Raw genomic sequence first — 22,811 nt, forward strand, 5'->3', positions numbered from 1 at the left:
AGACTGTTGGCGCGGGTAGTCACAACGCGGGCGGGCGCGAGGGCGCACGCGAGGTGCGCCCCTACGGCGTCAGATGTTTGTGCGCGTTTCATTTTTTGGTTTTCACGTATTCAAATTCGGCGGAGATGAAGTAGTGGTCGCTCGGGTAACGGCGGACGCCTTTGACGATGTGGCTGTCCTTGATGATTTCGGTGGCGACCGGGCGAAGCGGCGCGTTGGAAAAGACGAAATCAATCTTCCCCGTGCGGTTCCCGTAATCGGCGCCCCTGAAGGAATGGAAGGTGTTGCCCGGATCGGCGGGACCGTGAAGCACCGCGTAGCTGTCAACAAAACCGCTGGCGAGGATTGTCTTGATCGCCTTGGTCCTGGCGGCGCAGTTGAAATCCCCGGTGATGACTTGCGGTATGTTCGGCGGAGCTTGTTTTATCAGGGTCATCAACACGCCGGCCTGCTTGTCGCGCGCGACCTGGCTTTTGTGATCGAGGTGCGTGTTCCACACCAGAATCTGCTCGCCGGTCAGGCGATCCTTGAGATGCAGCCCCGCCACATGGCGCACGCTCACAGACTCCTCGAAATGCGAACGGTAAACGCCGGGTGTCGGGGAGAGGAACGCGCCGGCATGGCTTACTTTTTCGAAGCGTTTTTTTGAAAAGAAAATCGTGTTGGATTTCTCCCCCTCATCGGTGTCGACAAGGCCGAACACCTCGTAATCGCGAAAGTATTTTTTGAGATATTGAAGGTGATCCTTGCGAAACTCCTGGAAGCAAATGACGTCGGCGTCCTGCGCGAGGAGCACGTCGCGCGCGAATTTTTTCCGCCTGTCCCAGTCGTTGCCGGTCTCCGCGTCCGCGGCCGCGGGAAAGCGGATGTTTGCCGAGACGACGCGGACGGCGGTGGGTGACTGGCGTTTGCGCTGGGGGATGTCGGAGTCGGGCGCCACCGCGAAGGCGAGGTTGGCCGCGAGCGCGAGTGACAGGATTGGGAGGAAGATGCGTTGGGTGGATTTCATGGGCGTTTTTTGTAGGGGCGCACCTTGCGTGCGGCCTCGTTTACGAAAGACTGTTGGCGTGAATATCCACAAAGCGGGCGGGTGCGAGGGCGCACGCGAGGTGCGCCCCTACGGTGTCAGATGTTTGTGCGCGTTTCATTTTTTGGTTTTCGCGTATTCAAATTCCGCGGAGAGGAAATAGTGGTCGCTCGGGTAGCGGCGGACGCCGTCGATGGAGCGGCTGTCCTTGATGATTTCGGCGGCGGCGGGGCGGAGCGCGTCGTTGCAAAACACGAAGTCGATTTTGCCCCTGGGTCTGCCGTAATCGAGGCCCTTGAAACCGTGATAGGTGTAGCCGGGCTCGCCGGGGCCGTGGATGGCGGTGTGGCTGTCGGTGAATCCTGCGGCCTTGATGGTTTTAATGGCCTCGGTTTCGGCGGGGCAGTTGAGATCGCCGGCGACAATTTGCGGAATGCCGGCGGGCTGTTTTTTCAGGAAATCGACGAGCACGACGGACTGCTTGTCGCGCGCGACCTGGCTTTTGTGGTCGAAGTGCGTATTCCAGAGCAGCAGTTCGCGCCCGGTCAGGCGGTCCTTGAGATGGATGCGGACGAAGTGGCGCACATGCGAGGACTCGGGGACCTTGGAGCGGTAAACATCGGGCGTCGGCGAAAGAAACGCGCCGCCCTCCGAGATTTTTTCAAAGCGCTTGGCGGAATAAAAGACCGTGTTGACTTTCCGCCCCTCGTCGGTGTCCACAAACCCGTAGGCGTGATAATCGGGGAAGGATTTTTTGAGTTCGTCGAAATAGCCCGGGTGAAATTCCTGGAAACAAATGATGTCGGCGTCCTGCGCGAGAAGCACGTCGCGAAGGAGTTCCTTGCGCTTGTCCCAGTCGTTGCCGCTTTTTTTGTCAACGGCGATGGGCATGCGGATGTTTGCCGAGACGACGCGAACGGCCTCGGGCGACTGGCGTTTGCGTTGGGGGATGTCGGAGTCGGGCGCCGCCGCAAATGCGAAGTTGGCCGCGAGCGCGAGCGACAGGATTGGGAGGAGGATGCGTTGGGTGGATTTCATGGGTGTTTTTGTGGGGGCGCACCTTGCGTGCGCCCTCGTTTACGAAAGACTGTTGGCACGGGTAATCACAAAGCGGGCGGGCGCGAGGGCGTCGCAAGCGACGCCCCTACGGGGACAGTTGTTTGTGCGAAGTTCATTTTTTGGGTTTCGCGTATTCGAATTCGGCGGAGACAAAATAGTGGTCGCTCGGATAGCGGCGGACGCCGTCGATGACGCGGCTGTCCTTGATGATTTCAGCGACTGTCGGGCGGAGCGTGTCGTTGCAAAACACGAAGTCGATTTTGCCGTGAGTCTTGCCGTAACTGTGTCCCTTGAAACCGTGGAAGGTGTAGCCGGGGTCGGCGGGGCCGTGAAGCGCGGTGTAAGTGTCGATGAAACCGCCCGCCTTGATGGTTTTGATCGCCTCGGTTTTCTGGGTGCAATTGAGGTCGCCGGTGATGATGTGGCCGATGTTCGGGGAATGTTTTTTTGCCAGCTCGACGAGCACGGCGGCCTGCTTGGTGCGGGCGGGGCTGCTGCGGTGGTCGAAGTGGGTGTTCCAGATCATCAGCTCGCGTCCGGTCGCGCGGTCGCGGAGGTGCAGGCGGGTGACGATGCGCACTTGGGAGGACTCCTCGAATTTGGAGCGGTAAACATCGGGCGTCGCGGAAAGAAACGCGCCGTCAGCCGCGATTGTTTCGAAGCGTTTTTTGGAATAGAAAACCGTGTTCAGTTTTCGTCCGTCCTCCTTTCGCTCAACAAAGCCGAACGCCTCGTAGTCGGGAAACTGGCCCTTGAGATAATCGTAATGCGGATTGTTGAATTCCTGGAAGCAGATGATGTCGGCGTCTTGCGCGCGGAGCACGTCGCGCGCGAATTCCTTGCGCTTGTCCCAATTGTCGCCGGTGGCGATGTCGGCCTTGGCGAGGTAGCGGATGTTTGCCGAGACGACACGGACGGCTTCGGGCGACTGGCGTTTGCGTTGCGGGATGTCGGAGCCGGGCGCCGCCGCGAAGGCGAAGTTGGCCGTGAGTGCGAGCGACAGGATTGGGAGGAGGATGCGTTGGGTGGATTTCATGGGTGTGTTTGTAGGGGCGCACCTTGCGTGCGCCCTCGTTTACGAAAGACTGTTGGCGCGAGTAATCACAAAGCGGGCGGGCGCGAGGGCGCACGCGAGGTGCGCCCCTACGGTGTCAGTTGTTTGTGCGCGTTTCATTTTTTGGTTTTCGCGTATTCAAATTCGGCGGAGATGAAATAGTGGTCGCTGGGGTAGCGGCGGACGCCGTCAACGGTGCGGTTGTCGCGGATGATTTCGGTGACAGTCGGGCGGAGCGCGTCGTTGCAAAACACGAAGTCGATTTTGCCGTGAGTCTTGCCGTAATTGTGACCCTTGAAGTTGTGGTAGGTGTAGCCGGGATCGGCGGAGCCGTGGAGCGCCGTGTAAGTGTCGATGAAGCCGCCGGCCTTGATGGTTTTGATGGCCTGGGTTTTGGCGGGGCAGTTAAAATCGCCGGTGATGATTTGGGGAATATCGGCGGGGTGTTTTTTAATTTGCTCGACGAGTGCGGCGGCCTGCTTGTCGCGACCGGCTTGATATTTGTGGTCGAAATGCGTGTTCCAAATCATCAGCTCGCGTCCGGTCTTGCGGTCGCGGAGGTGCAGGCGGGTGACGTTGCGCACGCTGGCGGACTCCTCGAACTTGGAGCGATACACATCGGGCGTCGGCGAGAGAAACACGCCGTCAATGGCAATTTTTTCGAAGCGTTTTTTGGAGTAGAAAACCATGTTGGCCTTCCGCTCGTCGGGTCCGTCCACAAAGCCGGCGTGGTCGTGGCCGGGGAAATAATCCTTGAGAAACTCATGGTGCTGTTTGCGAAATTCCTGGAAGCAAATGATGTCGGCGTCCTGCGCGAGGAGCACGTCGCGGGCGAGTTCCTTGCGCAGTTGCCACTCGTTGCCGGTGCCGTTGTCGGCGGCAAGGGGGAAGCGGATGTTTGCGGAAAGAACGCGAACGACTTCCGGCGACTGGCGCTTGCGTTGCGGGATGTCTGAGTCGGATGTGTTCGCCGCGAAAGCGAGGTTCGCCGCGAGCGCGCAGAGAAAAAACGCAAGGATGCGACTGGGGGGGAGTTTTTTCATGGGTGTTTTTGTGGGGGCGCACCTTGCGTGCGCCCTGATTTACGAAAGACTGTTGGCGTGGATATTGGCGAAGGTATCCACAAAGCGGGCGGGCGCGAGGGCGCACGCAAGGTGCGCCCCCACGGGAGCCGCGCTCACGGGCGCACTTCGAAGCGATACACGCCGGAGCCGGTTTCGCAGACAACCTCGCCCGGGGTTTCGGAGGCGATCACGCGCACGCCGGGGGCGGATGCGAGGGGACGTCCGCTTTCGGTGACGGCGGTCGCGGCCTTGGCGGGTAGGTGGATTTTTGCGCGCGAGCCGACGGGAATCGTCACGTCGAGCGCGAGCCCGCCGCCGGGCAAAACTTTCCAGCCGCTTTCGATGCGGCCGGTCGCGGCCTCGTAGGCGGCGCGCGCGTGCGTGAGTCCGCCGCCGGGGATGGGACGAATCACGATGTCGCGGAAGCCGGGCGTGGCGGTTTCGATGCCGGCGACGTGGCGGTAGAGCGATTCGCCGACCGCGCCGAACGCGTAGTGGTTGAACGAGTTCATCGTGACCGCCTGGAAACCTTCGTTGGGCGTCCAGCCGTCCCAGCGTTCCCACATGGTGGTCGCGCCGAGTTTCACTTGGTAGAGCCACGACGGGTAGGTGTCCTGCATGAGCACACGCCACGCGGTTTCGTTGAGCCCGGCCTCGAACAATCCGGGCATGAGGCGCGGCGTGCCGATGAAGCCGGTGGCGAGGTGCCAGTCGAACGCCTTGATCGAGTCGTTGAATTTTTCCGCCGTCTTTTTGCGAAGTTTCGGCGGCACGAGGTCCATCGTGAACGCGAGCGCGTAGCCGGTCTGGCTGCTTTCGAGAATGGAGCCGTCGGCGAGCAGGAACTCGCGCTCGAAGGCGGCGCGCACTTCGTTGCGCAGGGCCTTGTAGCGGGCGGCGTCGGTGGTGCGGCCAATCGCCTCCGCCATCTGCGACATGAGGTCGCACAGATACGCGTAGTAGGCGGTGTCCATGACCTCGGTCTTGGCGGTGCCGCCCTTGTGAAGCCAGTCGCCGTAGCCGCCGACAAACACGATGCCGTCGCGCGCGCGGCGCTCCAGCCAGCCGATGTAGCGCGCGAGCGCGTCGAAGTGGCGCTCGATCTGGCGCGTCTCGCCGTATTGCTGCCAGAGCACGTGCGTGACGATGATCGAGGCGTCGCCCCACGCCGTCGAGGGGCGCACATGGTAGCCGGGGAAGTTCGGCGCGACGCCGGGGAAAACGCCCTCGGCATTTTGCGAGTCGCAGATGGCCTCGATCCAGCGTTCGAGAAACGCGCGCGTGTCGTAATTGTAGGAGGCGGTGCGGGCGAAGAATTGCGTGTCGCCGCTCCAGCCGAGGCGCTCGTCGCGCTGCGGGCAGTCGGTCGGGATTTCGAGGTAGTTGCCGCGCTGTCCCCAGATGATGTTGGAGAAAAGCTGGTTCAACGCCGGGTCGGAACTTTCGAACCAGCCCGTGCGTTTCATTGGGCTGTGGACAACAACGCCGGTGAAATCGGCCGCGGACGGCGCTTGCGCGAGGCCGCGCACTTCGAGGTAGCGGAATCCGTGGAACGTGAAACGCGGCTCGAGCGTTTGCTCGCCGTCGCGCATCCAGAACTCATCGACACCGGACGCGCCGCGCAGGTTGGACGTGTGGATGGAGCCGTTGGGGTTGAGGATTTCGCCGTGGCGGAAAACAACGTGCGTGCCGGCGGCGCCGCGTGTTTTCAGGCGCGCCCAGCCGACAAAGTTTTGCCCGAAGTCAACCAGCCACACGCCGGGCTCGACCTCGCGCACGGTGCGCGCGGGAAGCGTCTCGGTGATGCGCACGCCGTCGAGCGTCGCGCCCTCGACCACGGTTTGCGCAAGCGTGTAGGCGGACTCGTCGGGAATCGAACGGCGGCCCGAGGCGGCGCGCGTCCACTTCGAGTCGTTGAAATCGGCGCGCGACCAGCCGGGGATTTCGAGGCGCGCGTCGTAGCCGCAACCCTGCATGAGGTCGGCGTAGCGAATGGGGCCGAACGCGGCCTTCCACGAGCGGTCGGTGGGGACGCGCGTGACGGTGCCGTCGTCGTGCTCGATCACGAGCAGCGCGCGGGCGCGCGGGTAACCGTTGTAAACATGGCGCTTGCCGCCGAAGCCCATGATGCCGGCGAACCAGCCGTCGGCGAGCGTGATGCCGATGGCGTTTGCGCCGCCGTTGACTTGCGCGGTGACATCGTAGGTCTGCGTGTGGACGCGGCGGCGGTATTCGGTGCAGCCGGGCGCGAAGAAGTCGTTGCCGACGCGCGCGCCGTTGATCTCGACTTCGTAAAGGCCGGTGGCGGTGGCGACGAGCGTGGCGCGCTTGACGGGTTTCTTGACGGAAAACTTTTTGCGAAGCATCGCGACGGGCGCGTAGTAGTGCGTGACGTTTTCGGGCGTGCTCCAAGTGGGGCGCGAATCGGCCTTCGGTTTTTTCCAGGCGCCGGCGGCGGCGAGCGCGGGCGCGTCGGGCGTTTTCGCGTCGGACTCGACGGCGAGCCAGCTCGCGTCGATGGGCACGCGCTTCGTGGCGGTGTTAATGGTGGAGGGGAAAAGTTCGATCTCGCCGGTGACGGCGGGCGCGTAGCCGTCGTTTTGCGTGACGCGCAACATGGCGCGATTCTCGCCCTCGCGGAGATGGGGCGTGAGATCGATTTGCTTTGTAATTTCCCAGCGCGCGGACGTGCCGATGCGTTTGCCGTTGAACCAGATTTCGCACTCCATGTCGGGCACGACCCAAATGGCGGCGCGGTCAATCGCTGCCTTGCTCTCCACGCGGAAGGTTTTCGAGAACCATGCGGTGAGCGGTTTGTCGGCGGGCATTTCGGTGTCGGTGGGCGGCGCGACGACCTTGGCGTCGAACGCGGGCGTGGGACGTTTTTTGATGCCGCTCATCACGGCCTTTACCCACTTCAACTGGCGCGTGCGCGCGCGGTGGCGCTGGTCGTCGGTGAGGTTTTCGGTGCGCTGCGCGTCGCTCGGGTCGAGGCCGATCCAGTCGCCGGGCCAGTCCTTGAGGTTGACGGTTTCCTCAAGGCCGCGCGACCAGGTGGCGGGCGCGCTCCAGTCGGAGGGCTCGCCGGCGCCGTCCCACACGCGCACCTTCCACCAGACCTGCTGGAGGGCGTCGAGTTTGCGCCCGGCGAAAACCGCGCGCGTATCCGTGTTTTGGATACGGCCGGAATCCCACACGTCGCCCTCGTTCGCGGCGAGTTTTTCGGGCGTGGAGGCGACGAGCACCCGCCACGCGCTTTGCACGAGGCCGCGGTCGGCGGCGTTGACGGCCTCAAGCCGCCAGGTGAGGCGCGGCCAGACTTCGCGAAGGCCGAGCGGGTTGTCGCGATGCTCGCATCGCGGCTCGGTCGGTCGGATGGTGCCGGCGGAGGCGGCGAGGGTGAGAACGGAAAGACCGGCAAGCATGGCGGTCCGTATGAGGGTGCGGAGTTTCATTGAAGCGTTGTTTCGGGTTTGGGTTGGGTTGTTGAATCGTTGTTTTTTTGGGGAAGGGGGTGCCGAGAATTGGTGTTCCTTGGGGTTTTGCGCCGTAGGGGCGGTGAGTTGGCGGCGCCCGGTTTTTCAAAATCCCACCTGCCAGGGCAAGGGCGTCGCAAGCGACGCCCCTACGGGCGGTGAGTTGGCGGCGCCGGCGTCACTCGACGAGGGTTTTGTAGATGCAAATGTGGCGGTAGGTTTCGCCGGGGCGGAGCACGGTGGAGGGAAACGCGGGCTGGTTGGGGCTGTCCGGGAAGCGCTGCGTTTCGAGGACGATGGCGCTGCGGTGTCCGTAGGTTTTGCCCTGCTTGCCCTTGAAGGTGTCGTTGAGGAAATTGCCGCCGTAGAACTGGATGCCGGGCTGGTCGGTGCGCACTTCGAGCACGCGACCGCTGCGGGGCTCGACGACGCGCGCGGCGAGGAAGAGCTTGCCGGTGCCCGCGTCGGTGGCGGGACGGTCGAGCACCCAGTTGTGATCGTAACCGGCGCCGTTTTTAAGCTGCTCGAAATCCTGGTCCAGGCGCGAGCCGACGACCGTGGGCTTGCGGAAATCCATCGGCGTGCCATCGACGGACGCGATCTGCCCGGTGGGGATGAGGACGTCGCTCACGGGTGTGTAGCGACTGGCGTTGAGGGTGAGCAGGTGGTCGTTGATGCTGCCGTTGCCCGCGCCGAGGAGATTGAAGAAGGAGTGGTGCGTGAGGTTGAGGACGGTGGGTTTGTCGGTCATGGCCTCGTAGGTGATTTTGAGCTCATTGTCGTCGGTGAGCGTGTAGACCATTTTTACGTCGAGGTTGCCGGGGAAGCCCTGGTCGCCGTCGGGGGAGAGGAGGTTGAACTCGAGCGTGCGCGAATCGGGCTGGCGGGTGTTCCAAACGACGGCTTGAAAACCCTTGGTGCCGCCGTGGAGGGCGTTGGGCTCGTTGTTGATGGGAACGGTGTAGTCCTTGCCGTCGAGCGTGAACTTGCCCTTGGCGATGCGGTTGCCGAAGCGTCCGATGGCGGCGCCGAAATACGGCTCGTTGGAGTCGATGTAACCCTGGACGTTGTCGTAGCCGAGCACGATGTCCTCCATCTTGCCGTCGCGGCCGGGCACGAGCCAGGAGACGACGCGCGCGCCGTAGCTGGTGACGCAGATTTCAACGCCCTTGGCGTTGGTCAGGACGAACAAGTCGGACTGTTTTCCGTCGATGACTTTTTGGAAGCGCTCGCGGTGCAAGCCGGATTTGGTGGGCGCGCTGGTTTCGTTGCGCTTGGAGCAGGCGGTGACGCCGAGCATGAGGGAGGCAAGCAGCAGGCTTGCGATAACGAGTGTGTGTTTCATGAGTTTGGGTTTTATGCGTGATTTAGAGTAAAAGGGGGAGCTGCCTAAAAAACATTTTCTGACGCGAAGCGCGATTTTTTGCAGAGGAAACGCAAAGTGGCGAGCGTGATAATTATTCAATTTCGACGCGTCCCACGTCCGCGGTGCATTCTTGATAAAAGCGGCGTTGTCCCCCGCCCTGCCCCGCCCCACGTCCGTCAATCCCACACGCATCAGCAAAAAGGATGCCCTCAATAACCGCTTCCCATTCATCGGCAATCCCGCTAGCTGTGATCGCGTTTAGCTTCAACGCGACGCCAAAAAATCTTACGCATGTGACCCGCGCGCTCGCGGCACGGAGGCTTTCCCAAAACATTCTCCCAAATACAGCACACCCACGACATGCCAAAAAACCTCATGAATAATCAAAACCCCATCCGTCTCCCTGAACTCGCCTCCGCCAGCCTGCCCCGCCGCGCCTTTCTCAAGGGCATCCTCGCCGCCGGAGCCGTCTCCGCCATCGCTCCCGGCGTCATTCTCGCGGCGAAAGGCTCCGGAGGAAAAGGCAAACCCAAGGACGGCAAAAAAACCTCGCGCAAATACACCGGTGAAAAAGTGAACCTCGCCTGCGTGGGCATCGGCAACCGCGGCGCCCAAATCATCAGGGCTTTTCACAAAACCGGCCTCGCCAACATCGTCGCCTTTTGTGACACCGACATGGGCGCACCGCACACCGAGTCCATCTTGAAACAATTTCCCGACGTGCCGCGTTTTCAGGACTTCAGGCAAATGTTCGACAAAATGGGCAAACAAATCGAAGCCGTCTGCGTCGGCACGCCCGACTTCTCGCACTTCCCCATCACCATCCTCGCCATGTCGCTCGGCAAGCACGTCTATGTCGAGAAACCCATGGCGCACAGCTTCCGCCAGATCGAACTGCTCATGGCCGCCGAAAAGAAATACAATGTCGCCGCGCAAATGGGCAACCAGGGCCATTCCGACGCGAATTATTTTCAGTTCAAGGCATGGACCGGGGCCGGCATTATCAAAAACGTCACCCGCATCACCGCCTACATGAACAGCGGACGCCGCTGGCACGACACTCCAAAATTCGCCTACAGCAAACTCACCGATTACCTCCCCGAACAACCCGTCCCCGACACACTCGACTGGGACGGCTGGCTCGCCACCGCGCAAGCGCACAAATACAACAACGGCTACATGAACGGCGAATGGCGCTCATGGTATGACTTTGGCAACGGCGCGCTCGGCGACTGGGGCGCGCACATCTTCGACACCGCGCACGAATTCCTCGACCTTGGCCTCCCCGAGGAAGTCGATCCGGTGATGCTCGAGGGACACAATCATTTCGTATTCCCGCAAGCCTCCACGCTCGCCTTCCGCTTCCCGAAACGCGGCGCCATGCCCCCGCTCGAACTCACTTGGTATGACGGCGTCAAAAACATTCCCGCGCTCCCCGCCGACATGGGCGACCCCGTTGGCGGCACCGACATCCCGCCGCCCTCGACCGGCTCGATTGAAACCAAAAAACTTCCTCCCGGAAAAATCCTCTACGGCGAAGGCCTCACCTTCAAGGGCGGCTCGCACAGTTCGACGTTAAAAATCATCCCCGAGTCAAAGGCTGCCGACATGGCCTCGCACCTGCCCGAGGTGCCGCGGAGCCCGTCGAACCACTTCGCCAACTTCCTGCTCGCCTGCAAAGGGCGCGAGAAGTGTCGCTCGTCGTTTGCCGTGGCCGGCCCGCTTTGCCAGATGATGGGCATGGGCGTGATCGCGCAACGCCTTAACACCAGGCTCAAGTTCGACCGCGGCGCGAAACAATTCACCAACAGCAAAGCCGCCAACGAACTCCTCCTCGGCGCCCCCCCGCGCAAGGACTGGGAGCAGTATTATAAACTGTGAGGCAAACTCCCGAAAAACGAGGCTTGTCGCGGGAAAACAAAAAAACATTTATAAAAAAACATGCGAAACACTATCAATGCCCTGTTAATTTCATCCGTCCTCTTTGCGCTGGCCGGATGCCAAAGTTCGTCATCCAAACCCACGCCCGTCACGCTGGCGACCAACCCCAAGGCTCCCAACGACCTGATACAAATGTTCTACGGCGGCGCGCAATGGAATAGAATCAAGGACATGCAATATGACGGCTTCGTTGTAATGAGAGGGATTATAGCGGACAACAGAACCATTCCAAATCCGCGTATTGTAAAATCCTTTCCCGATGATTCACGCAATGAACGGGCGCTGGAATTTGCCAAGGAAATCCGCCTCACCCCGGTTACAGTGGGAGGCAGGGTAAGGGGCGCCGGAGAGATACATGTTTATTTTTACGAAACCAAGATTCCACCACGCGAAGCGCTTGTCATAGCCAAGCAACAGGACACAGTCGGCCCGACGGCCTCGGCTGGCGGAACCTTTTATTTGGTAACCGTATCCTATTAAAAAGCTAATTATATAAAAAAGACGCGAAAACATTTTCGCGTCTTTTTTGAACCAATTATTCGGAAAACTACTTCATATATTTCGCCAGGAATCGCTCCAAGGTCGTATAATAATCGCGGTTGTTTTCCTGGAGCACAAAGCCATGCCCCTCGTTGTTTTTTAGCATCAGCTCCACGGGAATCCCGCGGGAGCGCAATTTGGAGACAAATCGAGTGGCGTGCTTGACATCAACACGCTCGTCGAGCTCGCCGTAGGCGAAAAACACGGGCACGCGAACTTTGTCGGCATGCTCCAGCGGAGAGGTCGCCTTGAGACGCTCGCGATCCTTCAAGATGTCTCCCGCCTTGAGTTCCAGCTCCTCGCGAGCCGGCTCCCAATGCTTGGGTATCGTTTTCAACAATAACGCAATGTCGGTAACCCCGACATAATTTATGCCGCAGCAATACAGCTCGGGAGTGAACGTCAGCCCGGCCATTGTTGCAAAGCCGCCATAACTCGCGCCATAAATCGCAATGCGCTTGGGATCGGCGTAGCCTTGGTCTATCACCCATTTCACGCCATCAGTGATGTCGTCCTGCATGGCGAGACCCCACTGGCCGTAACCGGCCTCCAACAGTTTGCCACCGTAACCGGTGGAACCGCGGAAGTTCATCTGAAGCACGGCATAACCGCGGCTGGCAAGGAACTGAATCTCATAATTGAACCCCCAACTGTCGCGCGCCCACGGACCGCCGTGCGGATTGACAATGAGCGGCAGGTTGCGAGGTTCCTTCCCCGCGGGAAGCGTCAGGTAGCCGTGGATTGTCATGCCATCGCGCGCCGTGTATGAAATCGGGCGCACCTCGGACATTTGTTTCGGATTAATCCATTCCCGGGGACTGAAGACTTTTTCCATCGTCAGTTCCTTGGTGTTAAAAAGATAATAGGTGCCCGGATCGCGATCGCTGAACGCCCGGACAATCGTCCACGCGCCGTCCGTGCTCATGCTCGAAAAATAGTTGACCGTATCCGGCAATTCTTGGTTGAGCAGCGATTGAAGCGCCTTCAGCCGCTTGTCCTCCCACACCCATGTGGGGCGAGCCCCATCATATGCATAACCCAGAAGCCGGTGATCATCACGGGCGAGCACGACATCCTCAACATCATAGGTGTCGCTCGCGAACAGCTCTTTCACATCGACACCCTTTTCAGGGTCGAAAAGCCGGATGGATGCCGTGTCGCGGCCCACATTGCTGCTCACGTAAAGCATCCTGTTGTCCTGGTCGAAAGCCAGTGGATGAATTCCGCCCTCGGTGACTTTCCAGCGTTTGATTTCACGCCACTTGCCATTTGCCGTGTCGCGATAGAGGAAGAAGCGCTCGAGCCCTTTTTGTCCAAAAGCCGCGCGCACCGCACCCTTGTGATCCGCCACCCAGTATTGGACCCCGCCGGGATTGGTGGCGACCACCCTTTTGATTCCTGTGCGGACATTCATGCGATAAACATCCGGCTCAAGCGCGCGACGCTGGTTGCTGCGAACCAATATCTCATCCGTGGAATCCCCGTAATAACTAAGAAAATTAACCCCGCGATATCCCCCGCCCTTTTTTCCTTTTTGGGTCGCGCTTTCATTAAGCACTGTGGGATTTTTGCCATCAGCATCGATTGCAAACAACCCGCCGTTCGCACTCTTTCCTCCCCATATTATCTCCTCAACTCCGGTGAAAATCAGCCGGTTGTTTCCCACCCATCGAACATTGACGACATCCATGGTCGGCGGAGCGGTGAGGATTTTTCGCTCCTTGGTTTTCAGGTCGATAACCGACAGCGCGAGTTTTTCCTTCCATCGCGCCGTCACGGCAACCTTGCTTCCGTCAGGGGATATTCTGATTTCGCTAAAATCAGGCTCCTTCAAAAAGTCGTCGAGCGGGATTTCCGCGCAAAGCGCTGTGGCAGTAAACAGGGCGGTTAAGAAAACAAGGAGTCGTTTAGGATGCATCGTGAGTAATATTTTTGGTGTGGGTTTGTTTTAAAACGCAAAAAACGCAAATGCCAAAGGAAAAACGTCTCCCCAAGCATCTGCGTTTTTAATATTAAATCAAAAAATAAAAACCGGCCCGCATTCGGCGGAAAGCGGACCGGTTCGTGAAACACTATTTCATATTAGAAGTCGCGCGAAACACGCACATACCAGAGCGCGGGCGAGGGATCGTTGATGCCGGCGGTGGTGCCCGTGCCGTCATAGGGATCGACGGGGGCGGTCTGGTTGAAGATGTTGGTCGCGCCAACAGTAATCTTCATTTGGCGGAAACCGGAATAGGTGACGGAGGCGTTTGTCCGAAGCTGCTTCTTAACAGTGTATACAAGGTAGAGCGGATCCACCTCGGGGTCGGTGTTATAACCCAGATACATTTTGCGGTCGCGATCACCAAGATAGGTTTCATAGACATTGAACGACCAGTCGCGGTAGGCCCAGTTGAACTCGACCACGGCATTGAAGCGCGGTGTCAGCCAGGTGCCAACAATGTTGTCGCCGTCGATCTTGTCACTGATGAGATAAGTGCCCGCGGCCTTGACTTGGAACTTGCCCCACTTGTCGGTGTTCCAGCGATAGCTGGCCTCGAAATCGATGCCCTTGTATTTGCGGCTGGAGATGTTGGTGTAGTCATCCCTGATGTAGAGGAGGGTGTTGTCGGGAGCGCGCACAACCATCGGCGCAAACAACGGGTTGCCCAAGTTGGCCTGCTCGAGGAAGTAGTTGTAGGCGTAAAAATCGGTCAGCTGCGCGAGCAAATCCTTCTGTTTGTAATAGAAGAAATCGACCGATGCCACGAAGCCCTTGAGCCATCCGGACTGCGGCTCGATGACGACGCCACCGTAGTAGGTGTCGGTTGTCTCAGGCTTGAGGTCGGGATTGCCACCCACGCGGATTTGCAGCTGGTCGCTGTTTCCGGTGACCGGATCCACGTAGTTGCCGGACGTGAACGTGGTCGTTCCCTTGGTGTAGAGATACGCCAGATCAGGAGCCTTGAACGACTCACTGTAGGATGTGCGGAGAACGAGCCAGGGCAAGGGCTTGAACTTAAGGCCAACCTTGGGGCGAACCTTGCTCTTGATGCCGTCGTCGCTGTAGTCTTCCCAACGACCGGCAACTTGTGCCTCAAGCCAGCTGGTGAAAGGAAGGGAAACCTCGGCGTAAATGGCGTTCACATCGCGCTGACCGCCAAAGCTCGTGCCTTGTGAACCGCCAATAATGTTGCCGGTTTGGTTAAGGTCTGTCTGCGAGCTCGCCAGTTTTTCAGTGCGACGCTCTGCGCCCACCGCAATGCCCGCCATGCCGCCGGGCAGTGAGATAAGCGAACCACTGGCCTTGACGTCATAATTCCAGAACTGGATCGCGGCCCTGACAGGATTTTCAATCGAGAGAAAATCGACAAATGCCTGCTCATTGAGTCCAAACCAATTAAAATACTCACGGTCGGCGATCGCGGTGGTCGGATCCCATGTGAGACTGCCATCACCCATGCGGGTCAGACCCATGAGAGCCTGCTGCATCTTGTAATCGGCAACCGAACCCAAGTTACGGTTGGTGACGGTGTTCTTTGAGTAAAGCGCGCCCGCTTCCCAGGTCCAATCACCAGTAATGGTGCCTCCAAGGCCAACGAGTATGCGCGGCGTGTCGGATGTGACATCATTGACACGGTTGCCGACTTCAACAAGACGGCGGCGCCCGCTGGCAATATCCACGCCCCAAGGATTGTATGCGTTATAGGAGGGAATATACATCGCCTCGTCCACGGTCAGCCCATTTTCCCCCGCAAGGTTAACCGGAGTGGGAGCGGCATCAATTTGTGTTTCAGAACGGGAAAACGAGAGCTCGGCAAACCCATACAACCAAGGTGTGAAATCGTGCTTCATGCGCGTGTAGAACGAAAAACGGCGGATGTCGGGGAAAAGCCCGGCAACTTCTTGAAAGTTATAGAGATGGGATCCCGTCACTGCATCTCCAACAGTCGGGGTATCCGTGGCTTCGGCAAAAGTCTTATTTGAGCCACCCACAGACACATAACCGGGATATCCCATTGAGGAACGTCCATCAAACAAACCCAAATAATCCACATCGGCAGGATTGTCAGGAAGGCCGAAATCACTGATAGGAACCGGGGATTCCCAGCGGGGATCGGCTTTGCTTGCAAGGGATGTTTTGTCCGCATTTTTGGAGCGACCGAGATCGCGCGCATAGACGGACTTCTGGTCGTGCCAGTTTGCGGCAAACATAATGTGCGTCTTGGCCGTGACAACACCGCCGGTGAGGGAGGCTTTCTTAACCAAACCATCGGTGACGATATGATTTCCCGCCTGAACGGTCGTGTTAACACCCACATAGTCGTTTTTCAGCTTGAAATCGATAACACCGGCAACGGCATCCGAACCGTAGATCGCGGAACCGCCGTCCTTCAAAATCGACATGGATTCGATCGCGGCATCGGGGATGCTGTTGATATCGAACACTGTCATGAACCCATTAAAGCCAGGGGAGGCGTAGGGCGTGGTCCGACGGCCGTTGAGAAGCACGAGTGTGTTGTTACTGCCGAGACCGCGAAGGTTGAACGAGTTCACGCCCGGCGTGAAGCTGGTTCCGGCATCAACGGGAGTAAGCGCCTGTCCGTTCATAAAGGGAAGCGAACGGACGACGTCGGCCATGCTCACGTAGCCGGATGCCTCAATTTGATCGGCGGTGAAAATTTGCACAGGGCTCGCTGTTTCAATATCCACGCGTTTGATGCGGGTGCCGAGCACCTCATGTTTTTCAAGATGCACTACGTCATCTTTTGTTTCATTTGCTGGCTTTGTCGCCTGGCCAAAAGCCAGCGTCGTTGAAAGGAGCATGGCGGCTCCGGCAATTAACAATTTACGCGAGCGCGCACATGCGCCCCCGACTTGGGAGTCATTCTTGGTCTTCATTTGGCTTGTTTGGCTTGGTTGGATTTCGCGCAACCACTGAGCCTTCCATCCGAAAATGGGGACTCATAGGGAGCACAAAGATTCACATGGGTGCGTAATTTCAAAAAAAAGCGCAAGTCAGTTTTTCACTTTTTTTACAGCAAACCGCGGCGCTTCTGCCCGCCCGGGCATATCGCACATTACTTTCATATCCGTGTGCGCACTAAAAATTTGAATCTTTTGGCAGGACGCGCGTCCATCTGGTTGTGTTTGCGCAAAAGGGTTGGCAACAAGGCCGCCCTTTGTTTTCATTCACACCAGTCCCCCCCTTCACCCCATGCCTCACTTATCCAGCATACCCTTGGAGCATTCCACCCCGCCGGCGCATCCCGGCCCGTTGTGCACGTTTGTGTCCGGACCGCGCGACTCGGGAAAAACCCGTCATATTCTCGAACACTTGCGCCGGACCGTGGCGACCTCGCACACACCCGAGGGAACGGTGGCCGTGCTGCTTGCCGAGGCGGGGCGCACGCGCGCGGAAACCCTCTCGGCCGCATTTCCGGGGTTGATTTTGCGCAGGCTTTTTCTGCCATGCCAATGCTGCCCGGAACTGGCGCGCCTGCCCGCCGCGCTTCGGGCGACCAAGGAGGCCAATCCGCGCCTCGAACAGGTTTTCATCGAAGTGCCGGATATCGCCGCACTGCGGTTTCTCGATGAATTTGACGCCGTGGTGGGCTGGCCGCGCAACGTGGTGTTGTGCCTGAGCGCGGCATGGGCCAAGGCGCGGCGTCTCGACATGCTGCTGCCGTTTCAAAGCGCGTTGATCGAAAGGGCGGACACAATCATCGAGCACGAAGGCAATCCGCTGGCGCAACAGCTCCTGCGCACCGACAACTCGCCGACAACCGCCCCTTTCGACCTGACGCTGCCGCGGTAGGAATTGGGAAAACAAGGCGGCGCTCAAGGCAACACGCGCGCATGCGAAAAGGCCGTTGTTGCCAGCGCGCGTTTTTTTGCGCTGGTTAATGCCACGCATCACCAATGTCCGCCTCCGCCCTTCCATACGAAACCATCCGCGACGCGCTGCGCGCCCAGCCGCTCTTCGAAGACAAGACCTGGCGGCTCTCGCCGTCCGCGTGGCCGCTCACGCCGGATCAACTCGCGCAACTCAACGACATCGGCGACGCCTGCCTCGAATTTCACCAGGCGCTCGAAACCCTCTACCTCCGCTCCGTTGCGGGCAAAAATCTCCTCCGCAACAAACCCCTCGTCGCCCCGTGGGTCGCCGATTACCTCGACCGCGGCAAACCCGCCTCCGTCATCGCCCACACCCGCGACCCGAAAAACCGCGGCGCGTTTCCCAACGTCCTTCGCCCCGACCTGCTCCTCACCGACGACGGTTTCGCGCTCACCGAGCTCGACTCCGTCCCCGGCGGCATCGGCCTGACCGCGTTCCTCAACCGCCTCTACGCGTCCGACCGCGCGCCCGGCGCGAACGACGCCATGCTCCGCGTCTTCCACGATTCGCTCGCCGCGCTGCGCCCCGACCAGCGCAACCCGCTCATCGCGCTCGTCGTCAGCGACGAAGCCGCCACCTACCGTCCCGAAATGCGCTGGCTCGCCGAGCAACTCCAGCGCCTCGGCAAGCGCGTTTTCTGCCTCGATCCCGACGATGTTTTTCCACTCGGCAACACGCTCTGTTTCGACATCGAGGGCGATCCCGAGAAAATCGACATCATCTACCGATTCTTCGAACTCTTCGATCTGGAAAACATCCGCTCCGCGCCCTACATCATCGAATCGTGGCAGGCAGGCGAAGTCGCCATCACGCCGCCCATGCGCCATTTTCAGGAGGAAAAACTCGGCCTCGCGCTCTTCCACCATCACCTCCTCGCCGACTATTGGAGCGAGGCGCTCAGCTCGCGCGCGCACAAACTCCTCAAGCAACTCATCCCCGCCAGCTGGATCATCGATCCCGCCCCGCTTCCGCCCGGCGCCGTGCTCGACGGCCCCCGCGTCGCCAACCGCGCGCTTTCCGACTGGCGCCAGCTCGCAGCCGCCTCGCAAAAGGAACGCGACCTCATTATTAAAATTTCCGGCTACCACGAAACCGCCTGGGGCGCGCGCAGCGTCGTGCTCGGCAGCGATTGTTCGCGCGAGGAATGGCAGGACGGCATCGACATCGCCATCGCCGACGCGCCGCGTAACCTCCACATTTTGCAGGAATACAAAAAGCCAAAACGCGTCCGTCACACCCTTTACGACCGCGACCACCAGCCGCAAGAAACCGACGGACGCCTCCGCCTCTGCCCCTATTATTTTATCGTCAACGGCAAACCCCAACTCGGCGGCGCGCTGGCGACATTTTGCCCTCCCGACAAAAAAATAATCCACGGCATGCAGGACGCCGCGCTGCTGCCGTGCGTGTGCGTTTAATTCCCGGGAACGCGGGCATCTTGCCCGCAGGTTTGGATGTTTGTGCGGCGCGTCGCGCCGTCATTGCGGGCAGGATGCCCGCGCTCCCGGGTGCGCAATCCTCACGCCGCGCCGCACTCGGGCGCGAGCGGGCCGAGAATGGCCTCAATCACATCGCGCGCGCTGTAGTTGTCGGCGCCTTCCTTGATGTAGCGCACGATGTCGGCCAGCGAATCGCCCGCCGTCGCAACCATCGTCTCGACAAGGCCGCCTCGGTTTTGTCCCAGCCCGGCCGAGGCCAGCAGTCCGTTGCACAAACACATGCGCTTGCACGTCTCGGCGAGCGCGCCGCCCTTTGCGACATACGCCGCGATGGATTCGGCGGCGCAACGGAAACCGATGCCGCCATCCGGCTTGCGGTGGGCGGTGCGCAGAAGGCCGATGTCGCACACACGCTCGCGTTGCCCGTAGAGCGCCGCGTCCGAAAGCGTGCCCTCCGCCTCCACGATTTTGAAGGGGAAGCCGGTGGGCGACGCGTGCGGGTCGGTGAACACGCGCGCGAGTTTTTCCCGCGCAAGGGCGATGATGCGGTTTTTCAACGAGGCGATCATGCCCGATTCGTTGCAAAAAGCGAACGGCGTGCCGACCTGAATCCCGGCGGCTCCGGAGGCCGTGGCCGAGGCGAGGCCCTCGGGCGTGGCGAACCCGCCCGCCATCCAGAACGGAAGCCCGAGGGCGGCGATTTTGTTCAACTCGGGTTCGTCGCGCGGCCCGTAAACGGGCTGGCCGGACGCGTCGAGTTGCAGCAGGCCGCGCGGCGGCGCGTTGTGTCCGCCCGCGATGGAAGTCTCCACGACAAAACCGTCCACCTTGCCGCTGGATTTTTTTGCGAGCGAAAGCGCGAGCGTCGCCGAGCTGATGATCGCGAGAAATTTTGGGCGCGCGAGTTTGCGCGCGAAACCGTCCGCGACGCAGGCGGGATCAAACGCGAGCTCCGAGTCGGCCTCGCCCGCGACCTCATACTTCACCGAGGCGGGCAAGCCGTCTGCAAACCTGTCGAGCACGCCGGGCACATGGCGCGGAATGCCCGCGCCCATGAGCACGTAATCGACACCCGCCAGCATCGCCCCGTAAAGCGAGGGCAGTTGCGGCATGCGCACCTTGTCGAGGAGATTGATGCCGATGCGGGCCTTGATGTTGCCGGCGCGGGCCAGCGCGACCTCGGCGTAACTGGACAGGATCGTGAGATCGAAGAGCGCCCTGTTGGGCTTTTCGCCGGCGAGCGGGATATTTTTATACGGCGCGCCCTCCGCCCGGCCCCCCGGCGAAAACCAACGCTCAAGAACGCGCTGCACCACGTCGGGAAACGGAAACGTTTTGTAAACATTGCGAAGAAGCCCGCCCTCGTCGCCATCCTGAAGGATGCGGGCGTGGACCGTGTCGATGGCCGTGCCTGAGACAACGCCCAGGTGTCCCATCTCGGCGACAGCGCGGGCGAGCCGCCAATTGGAAATGGCGACACCCATGCCGCCTTGGATAATTTTGGGGAGTTGCATGAATGGAGAGAGACGCACGCTGGGCGCGCCGCCTCCATTAAGGAAGAACTAAATGCAAAATAAAAAAATCCCGCCCGCCGCCGTTCCCGCGTGCGGCGCTTAAAATATATTTTTGAAATTTTTGTTTTGGACTTTGAACAATAGAAACCCAGTAACAGGCCGCGTGACATCCGCCATCACATCGCTGAAAACAAATCCCGCCGACGCCGGCCAGCCGCTCACGGCGCTCGCGCCGATGCAGGACGTCACCGGCCTCGCCTTCATGCGCGTCATCGCGCGCTACGGCGCGCCCGACTACTTCGTCACCGAGTTCTTCCGCGTCCACGCGCAATCGCGCCTCGAAAAACACATCCTGCGCTCCATCGACGAAAACACCACCGGCCGCCCCGTGTTCGCCCAGCTCATCGGCGAAAACATCCATCACCTCACGCGCGCCGTCGCCGAGCTCCTGCGCCATCCCGTCGCCGGCATCGACCTCAACCTCGGCTGCCCCGCGCCCAAGGTTTACAAGAAAAACGTGGGCGGCGGGCTTCTGCGCGAACCGGCCAAAATTGCCGAAATTCTCGCCGCCCTCCGCGCGCAAATCCCCGGCCTGCTCACGGTGAAAATGCGCATCGGCTTCGAGGACACCCGCCACTACGAACAAATCCTCGACCTGATCAACGAGCACCGCGTGGACCTGCTCAGCGTGCACGGGCGCACCGTGCGCGAACTTTACCGCGGCGATGTGCACTACGACGAAATCGCGCGCGCCGTCGCCCGCGTGCGCTGCCCCGTGCTCGCCAACGGCAACATCACCTCCGCCGCAAAAGCCGTCTCCGTGCTCGGCGAAACCCGCGCCGCCGGCGTGATGATCGGCCGCCACGCCATCCGCAACCCGTGGATTTTTCGCCAATGCCGCGAACGCTTCGCGGGCAAACCCGTCGCGCCGGTCACGCTCGCCGACGTGCGCGACTACATCCAGCGCCTCTGCGAAGCCACGCAACGCGACGCCACGACCGACGCCCCCATTCCCGAAGCCGCGCATATTGGACGCATGAAAAAATTCCTCAATTTCATCGGCCCGTCCGTCGATCCCGAAGGCGCGTTCCTGCGCGACATGCGCCGCGCCATGACCGCCGCCGAGCTCTTCGGTGTTTGCGACCGCCACCTCCTCGCCGAGCCGACGCGCGTCTTTTCCGACGAACCCCACCCCGGCATCATCGCCCGCCCGAATTGCGAGTGAGCGGTTGAAACGGGATGTTTAAAACGGCCACGAAAACGACCTTTGCCGTCTTGCGCCGTAGCGTTTCGCATCGAACTCCGCCTGCTCGATTCGCACGATGTGCCACGACCACGGAAACGAATCGCCCTGCTTCAAGCGAAGCACAAACGGCTCGGTTAATCCATTAACCTGCCGCGCGGCGTCGCTCACGTAACCGTGGCCGCTCGCGGTCATTTTCACCCGCACCGAAACCTCCGCATCCCGCCCGGTGCGCGTGACCGAGACATCGTGCAGCGCGAGTTCGAGTTTTTCAAACGAAGCCATCATGCGCCGCAAATCCACCGACAGCGTTTGCTGCGTGTATCCCCACGAGTCGGAATAATCGTCGGCCAGGCAGTCCGCGGTCGAGCCCGCGTCGAGCGATTCGATGCTCGCGATGAAGCCCGTCCACGCGCTGTCGAGACGTTTGTCCGCATCGAGCAGGCCCCTGAACACAAGCCCGCCGACAATCAACAGCAACCCGACGCCCGCCCCGATCAATATGCGCTTGTGTGAGACTTTCATGATGGCGCCAATCTTGCGCGAATTCCGCGCGAATGGGGAGAACGAAAAACACGCCTCGCGCCACTGGCTCCCCGCGTCCACCGCATAAATAGCATTGCCCAACAACCCGCCGAAACACGAAACTTCGGGCATGGCAATTTTTGGCTCCCTAAAAACCGTCCGCGCCCAAACCTCGGGCCGAAACGAAAACTACAAGACCGCGTTCGACTACATCGACGACTGCCTCAAGCCCGGCACCGACGCGCACAAACTCATCCACAACCTTGCCGCCGGCGACAGCGACCGCGTGGAACTCGGCAACGGCGCCTTCGCACTCCCCCAAGCCTACCTGAGCAAGGCGCCGCGCGAGACCGGTTTTTTCGAATCACACCTCGCCTACGTCGATGTGCAGGCGATCATTTCCGGGGAGGAAATTGTCGAGGTCACCGATGTCGCCAACCTCAAGGTAAAGGAAGACCGCACTCCCGCGCAGGACGCCATCATTTACGAAATGCATGACGAAGCATCGCCCGTCCGCCTGCGCGCCGGCGAAGTCGCCGTGCTCGATCCGGTCGACGGCCACATGCCCTGCATCGCCATCAAGGAACCCGCGCTCATCCGCAAAATCGTGGTCAAAATTCCGGTCGCCTGAACCGCATCGAAATTGAATTACAGGCATCATTACCACGCGGGCAATTTTGCC

The 22,811-nt window shown here is 60.2% G+C and carries 16 protein-coding genes; 6 read left to right on the forward strand and 10 right to left on the reverse strand.

Annotated features, from left to right (window positions below; all coding sequences use genetic code 11):
• Window positions 1-88: 88 nt before the first annotated feature.
• From M2447_RS06095 to M2447_RS06120, 6 genes are all read right to left on the reverse strand, one after another.
• The gene (locus M2447_RS06095) at window positions 89-1,009 is read right to left on the reverse strand and encodes an endonuclease/exonuclease/phosphatase family protein (RefSeq protein ID WP_277557832.1); all 921 of its coding nucleotides are present in this window, start codon (window positions 1,007-1,009) and stop codon (window positions 89-91) included.
• Between the two features lie 135 nt (window positions 1,010-1,144).
• Window positions 1,145-2,065 carry an endonuclease/exonuclease/phosphatase family protein gene (locus M2447_RS06100; protein ID WP_277557833.1) on the reverse strand — a complete coding sequence of 307 codons (921 nt, stop codon included), beginning with the start codon at window positions 2,063-2,065 and terminating at the stop codon, window positions 1,145-1,147.
• Between the two features lie 133 nt (window positions 2,066-2,198).
• On the reverse strand, window positions 2,199-3,122 hold the full coding sequence (locus M2447_RS06105) for an endonuclease/exonuclease/phosphatase family protein (RefSeq protein WP_277557834.1): 924 nt from the start codon (window positions 3,120-3,122) through the stop codon (window positions 2,199-2,201).
• A gap of 134 nt (window positions 3,123-3,256) precedes the next feature.
• Window positions 3,257-4,183, reverse strand: a complete 927-nt coding sequence (locus tag M2447_RS06110) for an endonuclease/exonuclease/phosphatase family protein (RefSeq protein ID WP_277557835.1) — start codon at window positions 4,181-4,183, stop codon at window positions 3,257-3,259.
• Between the two features lie 134 nt (window positions 4,184-4,317).
• Complete coding sequence (locus M2447_RS06115; RefSeq protein ID WP_277557836.1) at window positions 4,318-7,659, reverse strand: family 78 glycoside hydrolase catalytic domain; 3,342 nt, start codon at window positions 7,657-7,659, stop codon at window positions 4,318-4,320.
• Window positions 7,660-7,858: 199 nt separating this feature from the next.
• Complete coding sequence (locus tag M2447_RS06120; RefSeq protein ID WP_277557837.1) at window positions 7,859-9,025, reverse strand: aldose epimerase family protein; 1,167 nt, start codon at window positions 9,023-9,025, stop codon at window positions 7,859-7,861.
• Window positions 9,026-9,421: 396 nt separating this feature from the next.
• Here M2447_RS06120 and M2447_RS06125 point away from each other — a divergent pair, with 396 nt between their 5' ends.
• Window positions 9,422-10,927, forward strand: coding sequence for a Gfo/Idh/MocA family oxidoreductase (locus tag M2447_RS06125; protein ID WP_277557838.1), 1,506 nt, complete (start codon window positions 9,422-9,424; stop codon window positions 10,925-10,927).
• Between the two features lie 60 nt (window positions 10,928-10,987).
• A complete protein-coding gene (locus M2447_RS06130; protein ID WP_277508858.1) occupies window positions 10,988-11,467 on the forward strand; it encodes a hypothetical protein in 480 nt (159 codons plus the stop codon).
• Between the two features lie 67 nt (window positions 11,468-11,534).
• On the opposite strand, the gene M2447_RS06135 is transcribed toward M2447_RS06130, so the two are convergent.
• Both M2447_RS06135 and M2447_RS06140 read right to left on the reverse strand, forming a co-directional pair.
• Window positions 11,535-13,445 carry a S9 family peptidase gene (locus M2447_RS06135; RefSeq protein ID WP_277557839.1) on the reverse strand — a complete coding sequence of 637 codons (1,911 nt, stop codon included), beginning with the start codon at window positions 13,443-13,445 and terminating at the stop codon, window positions 11,535-11,537.
• Window positions 13,446-13,609: 164 nt separating this feature from the next.
• Window positions 13,610-16,411, reverse strand: a complete 2,802-nt coding sequence (locus M2447_RS06140; protein WP_277557840.1) for a TonB-dependent receptor — start codon at window positions 16,409-16,411, stop codon at window positions 13,610-13,612.
• 316 nt (window positions 16,412-16,727) lie between these two features.
• On the opposite strand from M2447_RS06140, the gene M2447_RS06145 reads away from it, so the two are divergent.
• Together M2447_RS06145 and M2447_RS06150 are read left to right on the forward strand one after the other, a co-directional pair.
• Window positions 16,728-17,327 carry a hypothetical protein gene (locus tag M2447_RS06145; protein ID WP_277508862.1) on the forward strand — a complete coding sequence of 200 codons (600 nt, stop codon included), beginning with the start codon at window positions 16,728-16,730 and terminating at the stop codon, window positions 17,325-17,327.
• A gap of 104 nt (window positions 17,328-17,431) precedes the next feature.
• Window positions 17,432-18,826, forward strand: a complete 1,395-nt coding sequence (locus tag M2447_RS06150; protein WP_277557841.1) for a hypothetical protein — start codon at window positions 17,432-17,434, stop codon at window positions 18,824-18,826.
• Between the two features lie 101 nt (window positions 18,827-18,927).
• Here M2447_RS06150 and M2447_RS06155 read toward each other — a convergent pair whose 3' ends face one another.
• Complete coding sequence (locus M2447_RS06155; protein ID WP_277557842.1) at window positions 18,928-20,361, reverse strand: nitronate monooxygenase; 1,434 nt, start codon at window positions 20,359-20,361, stop codon at window positions 18,928-18,930.
• A gap of 235 nt (window positions 20,362-20,596) precedes the next feature.
• On the opposite strand from M2447_RS06155, the gene M2447_RS06160 reads away from it, so the two are divergent.
• Window positions 20,597-21,586, forward strand: coding sequence for a tRNA-dihydrouridine synthase family protein (locus tag M2447_RS06160; protein WP_343215378.1), 990 nt, complete (start codon window positions 20,597-20,599; stop codon window positions 21,584-21,586).
• An 18-nt stretch (window positions 21,587-21,604) separates the two neighbouring features.
• Here M2447_RS06160 and M2447_RS06165 read toward each other — a convergent pair whose 3' ends face one another.
• Window positions 21,605-22,129, reverse strand: a complete 525-nt coding sequence (locus M2447_RS06165) for a hypothetical protein (protein WP_277508867.1) — start codon at window positions 22,127-22,129, stop codon at window positions 21,605-21,607.
• A gap of 130 nt (window positions 22,130-22,259) precedes the next feature.
• Between M2447_RS06165 and M2447_RS06170 the strand changes: the two genes are divergently transcribed.
• Entirely contained in the window at window positions 22,260-22,760 is a 501-nt protein-coding gene (locus M2447_RS06170) for a YhcH/YjgK/YiaL family protein (RefSeq protein ID WP_277557844.1), read from the forward strand.
• Window positions 22,761-22,811 lie beyond the last annotated feature (51 nt).

Origin of the sequence: Ereboglobus sp. PH5-10 (assembly GCF_029504735.1) — a bacterium.
Lineage (GTDB): Bacteria > Verrucomicrobiota > Verrucomicrobiia > Opitutales > Opitutaceae > Ereboglobus.

Coding starts and splice junctions, on each gene's coding strand:
- M2447_RS06140 (WP_277557840.1), bottom strand. CDS start 16,411: ATGAAGACCAAGAATGACTCCCAAGTCGGGGGCGCATGTGCGCGCTCG.
- M2447_RS06160 (WP_343215378.1), top strand. CDS start 20,597: ATGCAGGACGTCACCGGCCTCGCCTTCATGCGCGTCATCGCGCGCTAC.
- M2447_RS06135 (WP_277557839.1), bottom strand. CDS start 13,445: ATGCATCCTAAACGACTCCTTGTTTTCTTAACCGCCCTGTTTACTGCC.
- M2447_RS06095 (WP_277557832.1), bottom strand. CDS start 1,009: ATGAAATCCACCCAACGCATCTTCCTCCCAATCCTGTCACTCGCGCTC.
- M2447_RS06110 (WP_277557835.1), bottom strand. CDS start 4,183: ATGAAAAAACTCCCCCCCAGTCGCATCCTTGCGTTTTTTCTCTGCGCG.
- M2447_RS06115 (WP_277557836.1), bottom strand. CDS start 7,659: ATGAAACTCCGCACCCTCATACGGACCGCCATGCTTGCCGGTCTTTCC.
- M2447_RS06120 (WP_277557837.1), bottom strand. CDS start 9,025: ATGAAACACACACTCGTTATCGCAAGCCTGCTGCTTGCCTCCCTCATG.
- M2447_RS06105 (WP_277557834.1), bottom strand. CDS start 3,122: ATGAAATCCACCCAACGCATCCTCCTCCCAATCCTGTCGCTCGCACTC.
- M2447_RS06170 (WP_277557844.1), top strand. CDS start 22,260: ATGGCAATTTTTGGCTCCCTAAAAACCGTCCGCGCCCAAACCTCGGGC.
- M2447_RS06100 (WP_277557833.1), bottom strand. CDS start 2,065: ATGAAATCCACCCAACGCATCCTCCTCCCAATCCTGTCGCTCGCGCTC.
- M2447_RS06125 (WP_277557838.1), top strand. CDS start 9,422: ATGAATAATCAAAACCCCATCCGTCTCCCTGAACTCGCCTCCGCCAGC.
- M2447_RS06165 (WP_277508867.1), bottom strand. CDS start 22,129: ATGAAAGTCTCACACAAGCGCATATTGATCGGGGCGGGCGTCGGGTTG.
- M2447_RS06155 (WP_277557842.1), bottom strand. CDS start 20,361: ATGCAACTCCCCAAAATTATCCAAGGCGGCATGGGTGTCGCCATTTCC.
- M2447_RS06150 (WP_277557841.1), top strand. CDS start 17,432: ATGTCCGCCTCCGCCCTTCCATACGAAACCATCCGCGACGCGCTGCGC.
- M2447_RS06145 (WP_277508862.1), top strand. CDS start 16,728: ATGCCTCACTTATCCAGCATACCCTTGGAGCATTCCACCCCGCCGGCG.
- M2447_RS06130 (WP_277508858.1), top strand. CDS start 10,988: ATGCGAAACACTATCAATGCCCTGTTAATTTCATCCGTCCTCTTTGCG.